Annotated in this window: 13 protein-coding genes; all 13 read left to right on the plus strand. The window is 60.5% G+C overall.

Annotation, left to right across the window (positions count from 1 at the left end):
• On the plus strand, window positions 1-545 hold a 545-nt coding region (rfbC, locus tag DK254_RS17910), incomplete at its 5' end, for a dTDP-4-dehydrorhamnose 3,5-epimerase (RefSeq protein WP_218281426.1).
• Window positions 542-1,372, plus strand: coding sequence for an ABC transporter permease (locus DK254_RS17915; RefSeq protein WP_074980292.1), 831 nt, complete (start codon window positions 542-544; stop codon window positions 1,370-1,372). The genes rfbC and DK254_RS17915, both read left to right, overlap by 4 nt.
• Window positions 1,362-2,717, plus strand: coding sequence for an ABC transporter ATP-binding protein (locus tag DK254_RS17920; protein WP_109934863.1), 1,356 nt, complete (start codon window positions 1,362-1,364; stop codon window positions 2,715-2,717). The genes DK254_RS17915 and DK254_RS17920 overlap by 11 nt, the downstream gene beginning before the upstream one ends.
• On the plus strand, window positions 2,704-6,885 hold the full coding sequence (locus DK254_RS17925) for a glycosyltransferase (RefSeq protein WP_109934864.1): 4,182 nt from the start codon (window positions 2,704-2,706) through the stop codon (window positions 6,883-6,885). The genes DK254_RS17920 and DK254_RS17925 overlap by 14 nt, the downstream gene beginning before the upstream one ends.
• Window positions 6,885-8,699 carry a haloacid dehalogenase gene (locus tag DK254_RS17930; RefSeq protein WP_109934865.1) on the plus strand — a complete coding sequence of 605 codons (1,815 nt, stop codon included), beginning with the start codon at window positions 6,885-6,887 and terminating at the stop codon, window positions 8,697-8,699. Before DK254_RS17925 ends, DK254_RS17930 begins: the two co-directional genes overlap by 1 nt.
• Window positions 8,700-8,783: 84 nt before the next feature.
• A complete protein-coding gene (gene cysC, locus DK254_RS17935) occupies window positions 8,784-9,401 on the plus strand; it encodes an adenylyl-sulfate kinase (RefSeq protein ID WP_109934866.1) in 618 nt (205 codons plus the stop codon).
• Between the two features lie 32 nt (window positions 9,402-9,433).
• Window positions 9,434-11,227: an ATP-binding protein gene (locus tag DK254_RS17940; RefSeq protein WP_371921175.1), complete on the plus strand. Its 1,794-nt coding sequence runs from the start codon at window positions 9,434-9,436 to the stop codon at window positions 11,225-11,227.
• Window positions 11,224-12,606, plus strand: coding sequence for a sigma-54 dependent transcriptional regulator (locus tag DK254_RS17945; protein WP_109934868.1), 1,383 nt, complete (start codon window positions 11,224-11,226; stop codon window positions 12,604-12,606). The genes DK254_RS17940 and DK254_RS17945 overlap by 4 nt, the downstream gene beginning before the upstream one ends.
• 131 nt (window positions 12,607-12,737) lie before the next feature.
• The gene (locus DK254_RS17950; protein ID WP_109934869.1) at window positions 12,738-14,159 is read left to right on the plus strand and encodes a UbiA family prenyltransferase; all 1,422 of its coding nucleotides are present in this window, start codon (window positions 12,738-12,740) and stop codon (window positions 14,157-14,159) included.
• Window positions 14,159-15,475: an FAD-binding oxidoreductase gene (locus tag DK254_RS17955; protein ID WP_109934870.1), complete on the plus strand. Its 1,317-nt coding sequence runs from the start codon at window positions 14,159-14,161 to the stop codon at window positions 15,473-15,475. The genes DK254_RS17950 and DK254_RS17955 overlap by 1 nt, the downstream gene beginning before the upstream one ends.
• Window positions 15,472-16,212, plus strand: coding sequence for an SDR family oxidoreductase (locus tag DK254_RS17960; RefSeq protein WP_109934871.1), 741 nt, complete (start codon window positions 15,472-15,474; stop codon window positions 16,210-16,212). The genes DK254_RS17955 and DK254_RS17960 overlap by 4 nt, the downstream gene beginning before the upstream one ends.
• A 24-nt stretch (window positions 16,213-16,236) precedes the next feature.
• Window positions 16,237-18,549, plus strand: coding sequence for a hypothetical protein (locus tag DK254_RS17965; RefSeq protein WP_146219616.1), 2,313 nt, complete (start codon window positions 16,237-16,239; stop codon window positions 18,547-18,549).
• Entirely contained in the window at window positions 18,510-20,180 is a 1,671-nt protein-coding gene (locus tag DK254_RS17970) for a hypothetical protein (RefSeq protein WP_146219617.1), read from the plus strand. The genes DK254_RS17965 and DK254_RS17970 overlap by 40 nt, the downstream gene beginning before the upstream one ends.
• Window position 20,181 lies beyond the last annotated feature (1 nt).

The following is a 20,181-nucleotide window of genomic DNA, read 5'->3' on the forward strand; positions in this document are numbered from 1 at the left end:
GTCTTGCAATCCCCGAAGTGATCCTGATCGAGCCCAAGGTTTTCGGTGACGACCGGGGTTTCTTCTTCGAAAGCTTCAACCACCAGCAATTCGAGGAAGCCATCGGCCGCCCGGTCAAGTTCGTCCAGGACAACCACTCACGCTCGTCGAAAGGCGTGCTGCGCGGCCTGCACTACCAGCTCCAGAATCCCCAGGGGAAACTGGTGCGCGTGGTCAATGGCGAAGTCTTCGACGTCGCCGTGGACATGCGCCGCTCCTCGCCGACCTTCGGCAAATGGGTGGGCGCGCTGCTGAGCGCGGAGAACAAGCACCAGCTATGGGTGCCGGAAGGCTTCGCCCACGGCTTCGTGGTGCTGTCGGAGTCGGCGGACTTCCTCTACAAGACCACCGATTATTACGCGCCGCAGCATGAGCGCTGCCTGGCCTGGAACGATACCGAGGTGGGCGTGGACTGGATGCTCGAGCGTCTCGATGGCGTCGCTCCGCAGCTCTCGGCCAAGGACCAGGTCGGCAAGTCGTTCTCCGAGGCCGAGTGCTACGCATGAACCCCCATGCTGCGGCCCCTGTCTCCCTGCCGTCTCTACTGCGCAGCCTGTGGGCCCATGGACAATTGATCGTGCAAATGACCCGCCGCGAAGTGGTGGGTCGCTACAAGGGCTCGGTCATGGGGCTGCTGTGGTCCTTCCTCAATCCGCTGTTCATGCTGGCGGTGTATACCTTCGTGTTCTCGGTGGTATTCAAGGCCCGCTGGGGCGGCAGCGAAGATGAAAGCCGCGGCCAGTTCGCCGTCATCCTGTTCGCGGGGATGATCGTGCACGGCCTCTTCGCCGAAGTGCTGAACCGGGCGCCGACGCTGATTCTCGGCAACGTCAACTACGTGAAGAAAGTGGTCTTCCCGTTGGAGATCCTGCCGGTGGTCAGCCTGGCTGCGGCGCTCTTCCACAGCCTGGTGAGCGTCGTCGTACTGCTGGGCGCCAAACTGCTGATTACCGGCACCCTGCAGTGGACATCGGTATTCCTGCCGCTGGTCCTGCTGCCACTGATGATCTTCACCCTGGGCCTGGCCTGGTTTCTCGCCTCCCTTGGCGTCTACCTGCGCGACGTGGGCCAGACAATCGGAATTCTCACCACCATCATGCTGTTCCTGTCCCCGGTGTTCTTCCCGGTCACCGCGCTGCCGGAAAACCTGCGCCCATTGATGATGGCCAACCCGCTGACGTTCATCATCGAGCAGGCCCGGGATGTACTGATCTGGGGCCGCCTGCCGGCCTGGCGAGGCCTGGCGCTCTACATGCTGGCATCCAGCCTGACCGCCTGGCTCGGCTATGCCTGGTTCCAGAAGACCCGTCGAGGTTTCGCGGATGTCCTCTGACGATGTGGCGATCCGCGTCCGCGGCATCAGCAAATGCTTCACCACCTACGACAAGCCCCATGACCGCCTGAAACAGGCCTTCATGCCCCGCCTGAACCGCCTGCTGGGACGTACCGCGCCCCACTATGGCCGGGAATTCTGGGCGTTGAAGGATATCGACTTCGAAGTCGCCCGTGGCGAAACCGTGGGTATCGTCGGCCGTAACGGCTCCGGCAAGTCGACCCTGCTGCAGATCATTTGCGGCACGCTGATGCCGACCAGTGGAGAAATCGAAACCCATGGCCGCATTGCCGCGCTCCTGGAGCTGGGTTCCGGCTTCAACCCCGAATTCAGCGGACGCGAGAACGTCTACCTGAACGCCTCGGTCCTCGGGCTGAGTCGCCAGGAAGTGGACCAGCGCTTCGACAGCATCCTGGCCTTCGCCGACATCGGCGACTTCATCGACCAGCCGGTGAAGAACTACTCCAGCGGCATGGCGCTGCGCCTGGCCTTTGCGGTGCAGGCGCAAGTCGACCCGGACATCATGATCGTGGACGAGGCGCTGGCCGTCGGTGACGCACGCTTCCAGGCCAAATGCTTCGAGCGCCTGCGCCAGCTGAAGGAAAACGGCACCAGCATCCTGCTGGTCACCCACTCCAGCGAACAGGTGGTCACCCACTGCTCGCGCGCCATTCTCCTGGATTCGCACCGGGTACGGATGATCGGCGAACCGCGGCCGGTGATGAATCGCTACATGGACCTGCTGTTCGGGCGAGAAAAGCGCGAGGACACACAGGTAAACGAGCCCGCTACCCCGTCTTCCTCCAAGCGATTGAGCGCATCTCTTCTCAGCCGGGAGGAGGATCTTTATTCAACCCGTGCGCACTACAATCCGAACGAATATCGCTGGGGAGATGGAGCTGCAACTATTCTGGACTTCAACCTGCGAGCCAATGGCCTGGAGTTTTCTCACAGTGCCACCTCCGGCAGCAGGATCACGCTGGATGTAGCAATCCGCTTCAACCAACTGGTGGTCAACCCCATACTGGGCTTCAACGTCAAGACCAAAGAAGGTGTGACGTTGTCCGGCAGTAATTCCTATCTGCTTGAATGCGCCGCTTTCCAGTCCTCCGGGCAACAAGGCAGCGTGGTAACTGCGCGTCTTGAGTTCGAGAATCGACTGGCATGCGGAGACTACTTCCTATCGCTAGGCGTGGCATCACGCCAAGGCCAGGACATAGTGCCGCATGATCGTCGCTACGACTCCATTCATCTGGTGGTAGCTCCGACCGATACTATTTCCGGTCTGGTGGACCTGGGGCTCACCATGGAAATTGATCAGGTAACCGTTGATGTTCCAACTTGAAAGCCAAGGCTACATTTTTGTCGAAGCCCAGAGATACTGGGCCCGCCCTGAATATTCGGGAATAGCCTATAGCGATGGTGATTTCGCTGAAAATCACCTGGGACGCATCATTAGCGGGGCATCCGATCTTTCAGTACTGTCCAGCGAACTACGCCGACAGTGCCAGGACTGGCAAACGCTGTACCACCTCAGTTCCCAACGCGCCAATGTTCTCCGCCCCTTCGAGCACCTGCTGCAAGGCAAGGTGCTGGAGATAGGCGCAGGTTGCGGCGCCATCAGCCGTTACCTTGGTGAGTCCGGCGGCCAGATCCTGTCCCTGGAGGGCAGCCCCCGCCGCGCCGCCATTGCCGCCAGCCGTACGCGTGACCTCGAGAACGTCACCGTTCTGACGGAGCGCTTCGACGATTTCCGTACCGATGAGCGCTTCGACGCCATCACGCTGATCGGTGTTCTCGAATACGCGAACATGTTCAGCGATGGCGAGCATCCGGCGCTGAATATGCTCGAAAGAGTCAGGGAACTGCTGAAGCCCGATGGTCATCTCTTCATCGCCATCGAGAACCAGTTGGGTCTGAAGTACTTCGCTGGAGCCCCGGAGGACCATCTAGGGCAGGCGATGTACGGAATCGAAGGGCGCTACCAGCAAGGTCAACCGCAAACCTATGGCCGTCATGCGCTGGAAGCACTGGTTCGCAAGTCCGGGTTCAACAGCGTCGAACTCCTCGCGGCCTTTCCCGACTACAAGCTTCCCAAATCGATCGTGACAGCGAAGGGTTGCAGTTCGATGGACTTCGACGCTGCGGCACTCGCCTGGCAAAGCGTCCAGAACGACCCGCAGTTGCCCCGCGAAACCCATTTCAAGCTCGGTAATACCTGGCCAGTCATTTTCGAGAACAGGCTTTCTCTGGACCTGGCCAACTCATTCATCGTGGTTGCCTCAAGAGACACGACAGCAAGTGTTCCAGAACAAGTTCTGGCCTACCACTACAGTACTGAACGCGCACGGCCATTCTGCAAAGAAACGCGCTTCGAAGAACCAGCACCGGGGAAAGTCGACGTCATATGCCGTCGACTGTCATCGGAAGTAGCTGCCGCCGACACAGTTAACCTGAGCCTGCAGCCAAACGCCGACTACAGCAAGGGCCAGGTTCTCTCTCTGGCCTTCCTGAAATGCCTGACCACGCCGGGCTGGCGCATCAACGAACTCGCGGAATTGATCAAGGTCCATGCGCGTCTGCTTGCCGCCCTCGCATTCGGATCTGCCGATCACTCGTCGCCACTGACAAGCCGCAGTCTACTTCCCGGCGAACTCTTCGATGCCATACCGCAGAACGTCATTTGTACCAGTGATGGTATGCAGTTATTCGACAAGGAGTGGTCCGTTGCTCACGATATCGAGCTTGGCTACGTCATATTCCGCGGTCTGCTGCTCATGCTTCATCAGGCGGGTAGCATCTATCCTCCAGAAGATGCCCCTGAGGTATCCAGAAAGGCCTTCATAGAGCATGTCATGGCCGCAGCTGAACTCCCCGTGAACTCGGCTGATCTTGAACGCTACATTGCTCAGGAAGCAGATATCCAGCAAACCATCACAGGCCTCGACAAAGGCCAGCTGATGAACTGGCAGCCTGACGCTCCATTATCTCCAGCGCCATTGAAGAAAAGAGCGAACGCCACTCTTTACTTCACCGAGAATGGGGAGTTCTCCGAAGCGAAGTCCTTGCACAAGGAACTCCAGGCCGGGCGACAGGAAGTAGAGTTCGAACTGAACAGATCTCTCGGCCAAATCTCCAGGCTTCGCTGCGATCCTATTGATCAACCGCATTGGCTCATTCTCCATGACCTGGTAGTGCATGATGCTCAGAGCCAGGAGCTGTGGAGATACTCTGTTGATTCGCAGCAGGCCACTCATATAGGCATAACTGATGTCCTGAGCAACAGTACATTGCTTCGCGCCAGCGATAACGATCCACAAGTAATATTGCCAGCGATACCGGAACAAGGACAGCTTAGGGTTCAGCTGGATATCGAATTGCTGAGCGAGGCACGTGCCTGCCAACTTATTCAGCAGTCGAACCAGGAGCGTAAACAGCAAAGCCAGGAGTTGCAGAATGCTTTGCACGACAGCAGGCAGCATGCTGAAGCGTTGCAACAGCGCTTGGTCGAGAAAGACCACCTGACCCACGCGCTGAACCAAAGCATCAACGAAATCCGCAATTCGACTAGTTGGCGCCTCACCCGCCCGCTCCGCCTGGCCGGGCGCTTGTCCCGCAGGGCACTGAACGCCGCGCGAACGGCACGACACCTGGCCCGCCAACACGGTTGGCGCATGCTGCTGGAGCGCGGTCTCCAGGTGCTGCGTCGAGAGGGTCTACGCGGAGTCATCGCGCGCGCGCGCCAGCATCGCCGGCTGCAGATGCAACAGCCACTGCCGCCCGCCTCTCCGCTGAAAGTCATTCCTGCAGTCTTGGGCAGGGACTCGGCAGGCCATTACCAGTTAGCCAGGAGCGGTGGCTACTGTTATGTCCCCCCCGCCCGTCCAGATGATCTCGAGGCTCGTATCGCAGCAATCGGCAGCCAACCGTACTTCTCGATCGTAGTCCCGGTCTACAACACCCCGCTGGACCTGCTGGACAAGCTGTTGGCCTCTGTGCGCGACCAGTGGTATCCCCACTGGCAACTGATCCTGGCGGATGACAAGAGCCCTGCCGAAGATATCCAGGCCGCTCTCGCAAGCATCGACGACCCAAGCATCAAGGTGCTGCGCCTGGAAAAGAACCAGGGCATCTCCGGCGCCACCAACGCGGCCATCGAGGCGTCCGACGGCGATTTCATCGTGTTCCTCGACCACGACGACGAACTGACCGCCGACTGCCTCTACGAAATGGCGCTGTGCATCGAACGCGACGCACCCGACTTCATCTACAGTGACGAGGACAAGCTGGCCGAGGATGGCAGCTATACCCAGCCGCACTTCAAGCCGGACTGGTCGCCGGACACGATGATGAGCACCATGTTCACCTGCCATGCCTCCTGCGTGCGAAAGAGCCTGTTGGAAAAGACCGGCTTGCTGCGCAGCCAGTTCGATGGCTGCCAGGACTGGGACTTCGTGCTACGGGTCGCCGAACATACCCGGCGGATCAGCCACATTCCGAAGGTGCTGTACCACTGGCGGATCATCCCCGCGTCGGTGGCTTCGGACATCGCCGCCAAACCCTACGTCCTCGAAGCCTCGCGCCAGGTACGCCTGGATGCCCTGCGACGCCGCGGCTTGGCCGGCGACGTGGAGCCCGTCACCCAGGTGCCCGGCTACTTCCGGGTCAACTATCACCTGCAGGGAACGCCGCGGATCTCGATCATCATTCCCAGCCGCGACAATGCCGAAGTGCTGCGCCGCTGCCTGGACTCGATCCGCAGCCAGACGACCTACGCCAACCACGAAATCATTCTTCTGGACAACGGCTCGGTGCAACCCGAGACACTGGCCTACCTGGAAACCCAGAAGAAGCAGGAAGGCACCCAGGTCATCCGCCACGACGCGCCCTTCAACTTCTCCGAGCTGAACAACCTGGGTGTTCGGCATGCCCATGGGGACCTCCTGCTGTTCCTCAACGACGACACCGAGGTGCTCTGCCCAGACTGGCTCGAGCGCATGGGTGGATATGCCCAGTTGCCGCACGTCGCAGCCGTCGGTGCGAAGCTGCTGTACCCCGACGACAAGGGCATACAGCACGCCGGGGTGCTGAACCTAGCCAATGGTCCGGTGCATGCCCTCCTGCATCATGACAGCGAGGCACCAGCCTATTTCATGCGCAACCTGATCGAATACAACTGGATGGCGGTCACCGGTGCCTGCCTGATGATGGAACGCAGCAAGTTCGACACCCTCGGCGGTTTCGACGAGTCGTTCCCCGTGGCCTACAACGATATCGAACTGTGCTTCCGCGGCATCGAGCACGGCTACTTCAATGTGGTCTGCCAGGCCGTCACGCTGGTCCACCACGAATCCGTCAGCCGCGGTCTGGACCAGATCGATCCGGCGAAACTGGCACGCCTGCAGAACGAACTGGCCCGGCTCTATCAGAAGCATCCGCAGTATTTCCAGTACGACCCCTTCCATAATCCGAATCTGCATCCCAGCGGGCTCAATTTCGAGGTGCCGGCCTGATGCATGCCAATCTGATGCAGTCCTCCTCCGCAGAAGCCCAGCCACCCTATGATCTGAGCGAACTCGAGCACTTGGTCGAACAGGCCGGAGCGGTATCCTTCGATTTCTTCGACACCCTGTTCGTACGGCCCCTGCTGGACCCCGAGGATGCCTTCGAGATCCTGGCTCAACGACACGCCATGCCGGACTTCCGCAGCCGCCGGCAGGCAGCCCAGGCAGGCGCATTCCGCAACATGCTCGCCGCAAGCCGCAAGGAAATCACCCTGCAGGACATTTACGCCTGCTTCGAGGGCGACCAGGCCCAGGCGATGATGCGAGCGGAATACGAACTGGAACTGGAACTGATCGAACCCAACCCGGACCTGTTCCCGCTGCTCCAGCGCCTGGTGGCTGCCGGCAAAGCCGTCGCGATCACTTCCGACATGTACTTCTCGGCGGACTTCTTCCTCGACGCCCTGCGCCCCTATGGCCTGGAGTCAGTGCCGCTGTTCATTTCGGCCGACTGCAATGCCACCAAACGCGACAGTGGCGAGCTGTTCGACCACGTCATATGGCATTTCAACCTCCCGGCCAACCGCATCCTGCACATTGGCGACAGTCTGTTGGGCGACGTGACCCGACCGCAGGAAAAGGGCCTGATGGCCTATCACTACCAACCACTGCGCAGTAGACCCAAGGAGAAAGGACTCTCCCTGGGAACTTCGATCGGTCATGGCCTGCTGCACACCCAGGGTCGGGCCATCGACGCGAACAGCTATGAAGAACTGGGCTTCCTGTATGGTGGCCCGGCAACCGTCGGCTTCCTCCAGTGGATCAGCGAGCAGGCACGCCGTGACCGGATCGATCACATCCTGTTCCTGTCACGCGACGGGTTCGCTCTAGAGCGCGTTGCGCGGCTGCGCCCGGAGTTGGCGCTGCCACGCAACGATTACTTCTATGGCTCGCGGATAGCCTTCACCCTCGCAGCCATCACCGAGCAGAACTTCACTCACCACCTGCCCTTCCTGCTGTCCGGCAGCGATGGACTCGCACCCTGCGAACTGCTCGAACGCATTGGCGTAACCGCGCCGGCGGCAGAGGTGATGAACGACCTCGGCCTGGGTAGTGAAACCGTCATTTCCCCTGCGCTGCAGCAAACCTTGACGAGCTTCCTGTATGCCTATCGATGGGAAATCCTCAAGGTATGCCAGACGAATCGACGGGCGCTGTTCAGTTACCTGCAGCAAATCGGCCTGAAGGCAGGTCAGCGCGTAGCCCTTGTGGATGTCGGCTGGAGCGGCACTACCCAGGAAGCGTTCGAGCAAGCCGTACGCCCGCTGCTACCGCTGGAAACCCATGGCTACTATTTCTGCCTGGCCGACACTCCGGAGCGTCGTCGGCGCGATGGTCAGCAAAGCATGCGGGCCCTGTTCGATGGAACGAACACTGCACCGGACGTCCTTTCGCGCCTCTATGCCAATCGCGTTGCGGTCGAATTGTTCTTCTCCGCGCCGCATGACTCCGTCATCGGGCTGGTTCCCGGTACGCCGGTAAGCATTCGCAGCGATGCCGGTCGCGATGCCTGCGACGACCTGCAGGGTGTATCCAGTGCCGTCTGCAGTGGCATCGAATCGTTCGCCAAGTTCTTCTATCCACTACAGGAACGCCTGCAACTTCGTCTGCAACCGCAGGATATCGCCTGGCCAATGGTGGAACTTGCCAGCACGAGCAACTGGGATAACCTGCCGCTGATCAAGCGCCTGAGGAACTTCGATGCCTGGGGTAGCTCGCGCAATCGGACCCTGACCATCACCGACTACCTGAGGGCTCATTGATAGCGGAGAATCCCTCCGACGCGCTCCAGTCGGCGCCACCAGAACAATAACGAAAAACCGAAGGACCTGCGGAGAGAGTGAACAATGGTGTCATTCAGCAAGGCAAACATCGTTTGGCAACAAGGCACCATATCGCCACAACGACGCCAGCACCTGCTCGGCCAGCGCCCCTGCACTCTCTGGCTCACCGGACTGAGCGGGGCAGGCAAGTCGACGCTGGCCTTCGCCCTGGAGCACGCCTTGATCGAACAGGGCCGGCTCTGCTACGTGCTGGATGGCGATAACGTCCGTCACGGGCTGAATCGCAACCTGGGCTTCACGCCTGCCGACCGCGCCGAGAACATCCGGCGCATTGCCGAAGTGGCCCGCCTGATGAACGATGCGGGGCTGATCGTGATTACCGCTTTCATCTCGCCTTACCGGGAAGACCGCGCCATGGCCCAGCAGATCATCGGCGAGCACAGTTTCCAGGAAGTCCATGTGAGCACGCCCCTGGCCGTCTGCGAATCGCGCGACCCCAAAGGCCTGTACCTCAAGGCGCGCAACGGCGACATCCAGGAATTCACGGGTATTTCATCTCCCTACGAACCCCCGGAAGCACCAGAGCTGGTACTCAACACCCACGAGTTGCCTGTCGAGGAGTCGCTCTCCCGCCTGCTGGAATTGGCGCTGGCAAGCAGCCGCCTCCCCCTGTCCCCCTGAGTCAGCTGCAAGTGGCACGCTCGACGCGGCTTCTGCCTCCGGCCCAATGGCGCTATGTCCTGGCGTTCCTGATCCTGCTGTGGCCATTGCTGTGGTTGCTTCACCACTTCGCCGAGCGCTACTACAGCGAACAACTCGCAGAGCAGAACCAGCAGACCCTCGATCTGTACGTCGGTAACCTGCTCGGCACGCTACGTCGCTACGAGGACCTGCCACCGATCCTCAGCGAGCTGCCGGCGCTGCGAGCCACCCTGCGGCAAACCGAAGACCTGGAAACCCGGGATGCGGCGAATGCCCGTCTGACGGAGATCTGCCGGCGCACCGGCGCCGACGTCATCTACCTGATGCGCCCAGACGGCCTGACCCAGGCCGCCTCCAACTGGGACCAGCCGGACAGCTTCGTCGGCCGCAATTTCTCCTTCCGCCCCTACTACAAGGAGGCGATCCAGGGCAAGCCGGCGCGCTTCTTCGGCCTGGGCACCACCTCCAACCGGCGTGGCTACTACTTCGCCAGTGACGTTCGCGAAGGCGATAGATTGCTGGGCGTCCTGGTGGTCAAGCTGGATCTGGAGCACATGGAACAGCTCTGGGGCAACACGCCGGAGCAGTTGCTGGTCACCGACAGCAATGGCGTGGTCATCCTTTCCTCCAACAGCACCTGGCGCTTCCATGCCAGCCGTCCGCTGTCGCCGGCCAAGCGGCGCGAGATCGCCGAGAACATCCCCTATCCGGTGCTCGACCCCAAGCCTCTGCAAATCGACGAGAAACGCTGGATCAGCCTCAGCCGCGAGCTGTCGGAAACCGGCTGGACAGTGAGCATCTACACACCAAAGACGCAGATCGACCGCCCGGTACGCAGCGTGCTGCTGATAGGCGGCGCGACCCTCATGACCCTGCTGCTGCTGCTCGCCCTGCTGAGCATCAGCCGCCGCCATTACCTGGAACGCATCGCCCTGGAGGCCCAGGCCAAGCGCCAGCTGGAAATGCGCGTGCTGGAACGTACCCAGGAGCTGGAAGGCGCCAATGCCCGACTGCAGCAAGAGGTGCATGACCGCGAGCAGGCCCAGCGCGAGCTGATGCATGCCCAGGACGAAGTGGTACAGGCCGGCAAGCTGACGGCCCTGGGCACCATGTCGGCAAGCATCAGTCACGAGCTCAACCAGCCGCTCGCCGCCATCCGCAGCTACGCCGACAACGCCAAAGTGCTGCTGGACCACCAACGCCTCGACGACGCCCGCGGCAACCTGGAGCAGATCAGCTCGCTGACCGAGCGCATGGCCTCGATCATCGCCCACCTCAAGGCCTACGCCCGAGGCGCCCGTCGCGCGCCGGAAAACGTCGCCCTGCAGCCCGCGATCAACGACGCCCTGGCCCTGGTGGCCAGCCGGCGCCAGGCGATGAACGTCGAGCTGCAACGCGACCTGCCCGATGCGCCAATCTGGGTGCAGGCAGGGGAAACGCGCCTGCGGCAGATCCTCGCCAACCTGCTCTCCAACGCGCTCGATGCCCTCAGCGAGAAGGCCCCGCCACGGCGCCTCTGGCTCACGGCCGAGCAGAAGCCGGACGGCATCGTCCTGTACCTGCGCGACAACGGCCCGGGTTTCTCCGAGGAGGCCCTGGCCCACGCCCGCGAACCCTTCTTCACCACCAAGACCAGCGCCAAGGGGCTCGGCCTAGGCCTGGCCATCTGCGACACTCTGCTGCGCGCCCTCGGCGGCCGCCTGGAACTGGGCAATCACCCCGAGGGCGGCGCTCTCGTACAATTGCACCTGTTGCCGGGCATCCCCGGCGTGATGCCGACGCCCCAGGAGGAAACCCGCGCATGAGCAGCGCCGCATTCGCAGCCGATACCCAGGTCCTGCTGATCGACGATGATCCGCACCTGCGCCAGGCTCTGGGCCAGACCCTCGATCTCGCCGGCTTCCATGCCACCAGCCTGGGCGATGCCAGGGATCTGGACGCCAGCCTTGCGCGCGACTGGCCGGGCGTGGTGGTGAGCGATATCCGCATGCCTGGCGTCGACGGCCTGCAGTTGCTGGAACAGTTGCACGCCCAGGATCCGGAGTTGCCGGTGATCCTGATCACCGGGCATGGCGACGTGCCCCTGGCGGTCAAGGCCATGCGCGCCGGCGCCTACGACTTCCTCGAGAAACCCTTCCCCAGCGACGCCCTGCTCGACAGCGTGCGCCGCGCCCTGGAGGTGCGCCGCCTGGTGCTGGAGAACCGCAGCCTGCGCATGGCCCTGGCCGAGCGCAAGGAACTGAAGGGGCGCCTGGTCGGCCAATCGGCCGGCATGCAGCGCCTGCAGGAGCAGGTGGCGGCCCTCGCCGGACTGCAGGCCGACGTGCTGATCCTCGGCGAGACCGGCTCCGGCAAAGAAGTGGTCGCCCGCGCCCTGCACGACCTTTCCGGCCGGCGCAACGGCCCCTTCGTCGCTATCAACGCCGGCGCCCTGGCCGAGTCGGTGGTGGAAAGCGAGCTGTTCGGCCATGAGCAGGGCGCGTTCACCGGCGCGCAGAAGCGCCGCATCGGCAAGTTCGAGTTCGCCAACGGCGGCACCCTGTTCCTCGACGAGATCGAGAGCATGAGCCTGGACGTACAGGTCAAGCTGCTGCGCCTGTTGCAGGAACGGGTGGTCGAGCGCCTGGGCTCGAACCAGCTGATCCCCCTGGACATCCGCATCATCGCCGCGACCAAGGAGGACCTGCGCCTGGCCGCCGACGACGGCCGCTTCCGCGCCGACCTCTATTACCGCCTGAACGTCGCCAGCCTGCGCATTCCGCCCCTGCGCGAGCGCGGCGAGGACATCCTGCTGCTGTTCCAGCATTTCGCCGAGGGAGCCGCGCAGCGCCACGGCATCCCGCCGCGCAGCCTAGCGCCGGCACAACGCGCGCAACTGCTCGGCCACAGCTGGCCGGGCAATGTGCGCGAGCTGCAGAACGTCGCCGAACGCTTCGCCCTGGGCCTGGACCTCGGCCTCGACGAACAGGTGGCGCACATGCCAGCTGCGATTTCCGGCGACTCCCTGAACGAACAGGTGGAAGCCTTCGAGCGCGCCCTGATCGCCGCCGAGATGGCCAACCAGCACGCCTCGCTGCGAAGCCTGTCCGAGGCGCTGGGCGTACCGCGCAAGACCCTGCACGACAAGTTGCGCAAGCACGGCCTGCTGTTCAATCAGCCAGAAGGTACGCCAGGGGAAGATTGAGGCCCCTCTGTCAGTTATCGACTTTTTCTACGCAAGTTCAGCAGCTAGTATCCGCGCTTGCAGATTTACAAGAACGTAAAGGCATTCGTGTTCAATGGATTCTTCTCATGGACTTGTCGAGGTAGTAGTACGTGTCAGCTCCCCTGGTCGTCGATCTTGATGGCACCCTTATCCACAGCGACCTACTGCTAGAGTCCGGCCTGAGCTTTCTCAAGCGCCACCCCCTGAAGGCGTTGTCGCCGCTACGCTGGCTGGCCGGAGGCAAGGCGAACCTGAAAAGTCGCCTTGCCGACGTGGCGCCAGTGGACGTCTCGGTACTGCCTTACAACAAGGCGGTCATCGAGCTGATCCAGCGAAAGAGGGAGGAAGGCCATCGCATCGTCCTGGCAACGGCCAGCCACCGTAGCTACGCCGAGCAGATCGCCGAACACCTAGGCCTGTTCGATCAGGTCCTGGCGACCGACGAGCACATCAACCTTTCGGCGCATCGCAAACGTGATGCGCTGGTCGCCGAATTCGGCATGCAGGGCTTCGACTACGCCGGCAACTCCAGCGATGACCTGCCCGTCTGGCAGGCTGCCCGCCGCGCCTATGTGGTGAATTCCAGCGGCAAGATCAGCCAGCGCGCGCACAGCCACGGCAACGTCGAGGAAGAGCTCAAGCATGAGGTGCAGGTCGCCCGCACCTGGATCAAGGCCTTGCGCATGCACCAATGGGCGAAGAACGCCCTGATCTTCGTGCCATTGCTGGCCAGCCATCGTCTTCTGGAACCTCAGCTGCTGCTCAACGGGTTGCTGGCATTCCTCTTCTTCGGCCTGTGCGCATCGAGCGTCTACGTGCTGAACGACCTGCTGGACCTTGAAGACGACCGCCACCACGCGAGCAAATTCCGCCGGCCGTTCGCCAGCGGTGCGCTGTCGATCAAGAGCGGCCTGCTCGCGTTCCCCCTGCTGTTGCTGGCCGGATTCAGCGGTGCGCTGCTGGTGTTGCCTTGGAAATTCAGCCTCGCGCTGCTGGCCTACTACCTGCTGACACTGGCCTACTCCTTCTGGCTGAAGCGCCGAATGGCCGTGGACGTACTGGTCCTGGCGATGCTCTATACCTCGCGCATCATTGCCGGCACCTTCGCCTTCGAGGTGAAGCTGACCTTCTGGATGCTGGCGTTCTCGATGTTCATCTTCCTCAGCCTGGCGCTGGTCAAGCGCTATGCCGAGTTGCGCGATGCCAGGATGAAGGGCAAGAACCAGAAGACCCGCGGGCGCGGCTATTACCCCGATGACCTGGAGATGGTTTCTTCGCTAGGGGCCTCGTCGGGCTACCTGTCGGTGATGGTGCTGGCGCTTTATATCCAGGATGGCAGCACGGCAGCGATGTATCACTATCCACAGCTGATCTGGCTGGCCTGCCCACTGCTGCTGTACTGGATCACCCGGATCTGGATGCTGACCCACCGTGGGCTGATGCACGATGACCCTGTGGTCTTCGCCATCAAGGATCGCACCAGTCTGCTCATCGGCGCGTGCTTCGCACTGATCTTCTGGGTGGCCGCCTGATGGCCCGCCAGTTGGCTTCCTGGGGGCGTTACCCTTACGCCCCTCAGGAACTGCACCCTTGCGCCTGGCGCGATGAATTGCCGTCGCTGTTCCAGCGCCTGGCAACCGAAGGGACACTGCCCTACGGCAATGGCCGCAGCTATGGCGATAGCTGCCTCGCCGCCAGCGGCGAATTGCTGCAGACGCGCCAGATGGACCGACTGATGGCGGCCGACTGGGAGCAGGGGCTGGTCCGCGCAGAGGCGGGAATGACCCTGGCCGAGCTGCTCGCGGTCGCTATCCCCCGAGGCTGGTTCCTGCCGGTCACCCCCGGCACCAAGTTCGTGACTCTGGGCGGTGCGGTAGCCAACGACGTGCACGGCAAGAACCACCACGTCCGCGGGACCTTTGGCCGCCATGTACGCCGCTTCGCCTTGCTCCGCTCGGACCAGGCGGCCCTGTTGGAATGCAGCACCGCGGAAAACCCCGAGCTCTTCCAGGCCAGCATCGGCGGCCTTGGCCTGACCGGCGTCATCGCCTGGGTCGAGCTGCAACTGATGCCGATCGCCTCCAGCCGCATCGACAGCGTCACCGTGCGCTTCGACTCCCTGGGCGAGTTCTTCAGCCTGTCGGAGGAGTTCGACAAGACCCACGAGTACACCGTGGCCTGGATCGATTGCCTGGCCAAGGGCCACTCTGCCGGGCGCGGCGTGTTCTCGGTAGGCAATCACGCCCGGCAGGGCGCCCTCGAGGTCGATGGGCGGACGCGCCTGAGCGTGCCGCTGACTCCACCGGTCACCCTGATGAACAAGCTCAGCCTGAACTTGTTCAACAACGCCTATTTCCATCTGCACAAGCCCGGGCGATACGCAGCGCAGGGCAGCTATGACCCGTTCTTCTATCCGCTGGACAGTATCCTGCACTGGAATCGCATCTACGGACGCAAGGGTTTCCAGCAGTACCAGTGCGTCATACCGGAGTCTGCCGCCGAATCCGCCATGGCGGACATCCTGGCCAGCATCGCGGCCAGCGGCAGCGGCTCTTTCCTGGCGGTGATGAAACGTTGTGGCGACGTGCCTTCCCCGGGCCTGATGTCCTTCCCGATGCCAGGGGTGTCCCTGGCCCTCGACTTTCCCCAGCACCAGCGCCTGGAGTCGGGACTGTTCAGTCGCCTCGACCAGATCGTCAGGGCAGCAGGCGGCCGCCTCTACCCGGCGAAGGACGCGCACATGTCGGGTAGCGACTTCCGCACCTTCTATCCTGCCTGGCAGCAAGTCGAAGCACTGCGCGACCCGGCCCTTCTCTCCCTCTTCTGGAAACGTGTGACCCAAGCATGAAGAACATCCTGATCGTCGGCGCCAGCTCCGCCATCGCCACAGCCTGCGCCCGCCAATGGGCCGCCGAGCGGGCCCGTTTCTTCCTGGTGGCACGCAACGAAGAGAAACTCGGCCAGGTAGCCGACGACCTGCGCGCCCGTGGCGCCAGCGAGGTACAGACCTACGCCCTGGACATGAACGACCTGCAGGGCCACGAAGCCATGCTGGCCAGCGCCGTCGCCAACCTCGGTAGCCTCGACATCAGCCTGATCGCCCACGGCACCCTGCCCGACCAGGCGGCCTGCCAGCAGGATGTCGACCTGGCCCTGCGCGAGTTCTCCAGCAACGGGCTGAGCGTGATCGCCCTGCTGACCCGCCTGGCCAACCGCCTGGAACAGCAACGCAACGGCAGCATTGCGGTGATCTCCTCGGTCGCCGGCGACCGTGGCCGGCCCTCGAACTATCTCTACGGCACAGCCAAGGCCGCCGTCACCACCTTCTGCGAAGGGCTACGCGCACGCCTGTTCAAGGTTGGCGTGCATGTACTGACCATCAAGCCCGGCTTCGTCGACACCCCGATGACCCAGGGGCTGCCGTTGCCCAAGGCACTGGTGGCGACCCCGGAGCGGGTGGCTGACGATATCGTCCGCGCGCTGGAGAAGAAGAAGGACAGCATCTATACCCCGGCGTTCTGGGCAGGGATCATGCTGATCATCAAAAGTATTCCTCGTCCGATTTTCAATCGTATCAACTTGTAATATACGAATAGAATAGGGATATCCATGATCAGCTGGAATACCGAAATTGAAAAGCTCCTTAGCTTTTCACTCAATAGAACCCTGCAAGTAGCATTCTATTGTCTCATCTTGGTATTGGTCGCCTGTACAATCATTCCCTTCGCCCCCAGCTTCCCGGTACTTGGCCAGGATCCAAGCTGGCACTTCGGCATGCTTGCCGCCACGGCTGAACGACTGAGTCTTGGCCGGGAGCTGATCTTTACCTTCGGCCCTTATTCAAGTCTGTATACAAAGGTCTATCACCCACAGACCGATACCCAGACATTGGTAGCCGGTGTAGCTCTGGCAGTATCGCTGTCACTGCTGATCATTCTGCGCTTTTCCAACTATGCACCCTTGGCGCGCACGCTCCATATACTTTTGCTGCTGATTTTATTACGTGGAAGCCCGGACTCCCTGTTTTTCTCCATTCCACTGTTGTTGTGCCTTTCTGTGACACAAGCCAACAGCACTGGAAAACGTATTGTTTTCGTCTTTTGCTGCCTGACGCTCGGCTTGCTTCCCTTGATAAAAGGCTCATTGCTGCCACTTTGCGTGGCCAGTATCTTACTCTGCCTCGGCTATAGCATCCTGAAAAGAAACCATGCAATGGCGCTGGGCATAATCACGACGCCCTTGTTAGCAGCTTTGGCTTTCTGGAGTTCTGCCGGCCAGTCGCCGTTTGGACTAATTGAATATACGCTAAACTTAATGCCGATCATTTCAGGCTACAGCAACTCAATGGCCAGTTACGGCGCCGAAACGCAGATAATCTACTACCTGGCCTGTAGTGCAGCTCTATTGGTCGCAATAGCTACTGTCGAGAAAAAAAGCCAATCCCTCAAGATCCTCCCATTCCTCTCTGTCGCTCTCTATTTATTCATTTCCTTCAAAGCTGGTTTCGTCAGGTACGATCACGCGCATATAGCATTCGACGCCTTGCTCATTGCGCTAGTCCTCACCTCCGATGTAGCCAACAAAAAACTCTGGTACATAACTGCCGGGGTAACAGCCATCCTAACCTACAACTTTGGCGCTTGGGGAGCGCGCAGCTTTACGCTCACGCCCTACCTATCAGCCCTTCAAGGCGCCATAGAACGTGTGCGCCAGCCTGACGGACTCTATGAAGGTTACAAGGCAAGAATGCTGGAGCTCAGTGCCCTCTCTCCTCTCGAGGTCAAGCCTGGCACATCCGACATCTACTCGTTTGATCAGAGCCAACTGCTCGCCTCCGGGAATCGGTGGTCACCACGCCCGATATTTCAGAGTTACAGTGTCTACACCCCCGAACTGGTGAGAATAAACGAGCGCCATCTACGCGGGAAAAACGCGCCGGATAACATCTTCTTCAAAGTTCAGCCAATAGACCGGCACTACCCTAGCCTCGAAGACGGCCTCAGTTGGCCGACCTTGCTGCAACTTTATTCGCCAAGCGCTTTCCAGGGCGACATGCTGACGTTGGTCCGCAACAAGCAACGGCCCGATGAAGCACCGGTGCTCCGACTGGTTGGAGAGCAGCGTGTCAGGTTAGCATCCTGGGCCTCTGTTCCCCGGGAAAAGATCGTATTCGCAAAAATCATCCTCAGACCTTCACTTGCAGGGAAGGTGGCGGCTCTTTTGCTGAAAAGCAGCGAGCTGAAAATAACCGTCTCTCTGCGCAATGGTGAAACGCGGGACTTCAGGTTCATCGCTGGTATGGGGGAGACAGGCTTCATACTGTCGCCCCTTGTCGAAGACACCTTCGACTTCCTCACGCTCAGTACCCAGGAAGGCTCCTATCTGGACCACAAGCAGGTCACCGGCCTCTCAATCAGTCCGGTGTCGCAAGGCTTCCTCTGGCAAGACGCATACGACCTCCAGTTCTATGCACTGGAGCTGCCGCCCCCTACGGTGCCCAAAACCAGCTTCTTCAGTGAAACGCTAGCCATCGCACCGTCCGAGGTACGGCTCGCTCCCTGCGAGACCTCGGTGGACCTGATAGCGGGTAAGGCTCCCTCACAGGTAAGAATGACCATAAGCAAGACACTGACGATTGCTGGCTGGAATATCGTATCGAGCCAACAAGGATTGGCTCCGCAACAGATCTTCACCACGCTGGAAGACAAGCACGGCAGTACCCTCTTCTTCCTCAACAAGAAGGTGGCTCGTGCTGATGTTAAGAGTTTCTTCGGACATCCAGAAATGGATGACGTCGGTTTTCAGGCAAACATCGACATTTCCGGACTGCAGGGAGACTACGTACTGGGTATCGCCCGGCGAACCAACAGCGGAATTGAGAAATGCCAGCAGGTCGCCTTCCCCCTGGAAATCAAGAATTGATGTCGACAAGTACAGAAAACCAGAATGGCGAGCGGATGAGTTTTGAAAACAGACTCTCTCCCGCGATGACCTCCGAAATCAAAGTATTCCTGTGTGCGCTTGTGGTCGCGCTTCTGGCTCTACGAGTGGGTAATCACAACCTGATCCTGGCTAGCCTCTGGGCAGAAGACGGAACAGTGTTTCTCAACCAGGCCAATGCAATTGGCTTCCACTCCCTATGGCTGCCCTACAATGGCTACCTTCACCTCTATCCCAGGATAACGGCGCTGCTGGCAACTTGGCTGCCGCTGTCGGCAGTCCCCTTGTTCTTCAATGTGAGCTGGTTCCTTGCCGTTGCCGCAGCAGTTTTCTCCTTGTACTACTTCGCCAGAAAGCAGGCATTCGGCCCTATGACCTGCTTGCTATTGATAGCCTGCGTACTACTCCAGCCCAGCAGTGGTGAAACACTCTTCACCTTGACCAATGCCCAGTGGTTCATCGGCATAGCACTCATTCTATATATCTGCGGCCCCAACAATCCGAAACCCAATCCTGCGACTTACCTGGCATTGGCTCTCGCCGCCCTGACCGGTCCGTTCGCCCTTATCGCCCTTCCTGTTCTTCTTGTCCAAAGCCTCTATGCTCGAAAAGCAATGCCCTCTTTGGGTAGCTGCCTGATATTGTTGATTTGTTCTGGCATCCAACTTTATTTCCTCATCAACAGTGATCGGATGGGGGGAAGCAGGGTACTGGACACCAACTATCAACACTGGCTGAAAGCACTCTGGACATCGCTGAGCTTCGGCTTGAGCTCAAGAACCGGCAGTATTTGCGCCCTGGCAATCTGGGTTATATTCCTGACCGCAACGGCAAAGCAATTGCGCTCAGGAAATCGCCAGGCAATCACCCTGCAAATCTCACTCCTGTTCCTCGCCGGTCTACTGCTGGCAGCGGGCATGATGACGGAGAAGCAGGCACCCCATACTCTAAGCCCCTTGGGCGCGGGTTCGCGCTACTACCTCATACCCTATACGCTGCTTATAGTTTCGGCATTCCTGTCCTTTCGCCGCTATCCAGTCCTCGGACTACTGGCACTATTGCTGTTCTCGATTATCTGTACGAAGGGCTTCATGAAGCTCGATCGCGGCGAACTGCAATGGCCTGCCTATACCCGCCTTGCCAAGATAGCTGGTCCACTTTACATACCCATCGCACCCAATACCGGAGCGTTCCCAGGTTGGTCGGTATATACGGAGGCGCCTACGCACCCCGGCCGCACTATCGGTCTTCCTCTGGAAAATACTTATACCTATAACGTCCAGGCATCGATCCAGCCAGAGGGCCTTGGCATCCAGCCCACCTCTTCGGATCCGCTCATACGATTCGTTGTTCCAGCGTGTACTGACAGCAGATACATCGGTGTCATCATCAATGCTTGGAGAGAACAGGATGGTTTCGTCCAAATGTTCTGGGGAAAAGACTTCGCCTTCGATGAGCAGCACTCCCTACGCCGCTACTATCCGGCCGGCGATACCACCATCCAGTTTGCCTATGAACGAAGAGAAACTGACAATACCGTCCGCTTGGACCCATCGGAGAACCAGGGAAAAATTGTGATCCGAGATATCCAACTCAGTTGCCTGGGAAACTAAC

Source organism: Pseudomonas sp. RW407, assembly GCF_003176655.1.
GTDB lineage: Bacteria > Pseudomonadota > Gammaproteobacteria > Pseudomonadales > Pseudomonadaceae > Pseudomonas > Pseudomonas delhiensis.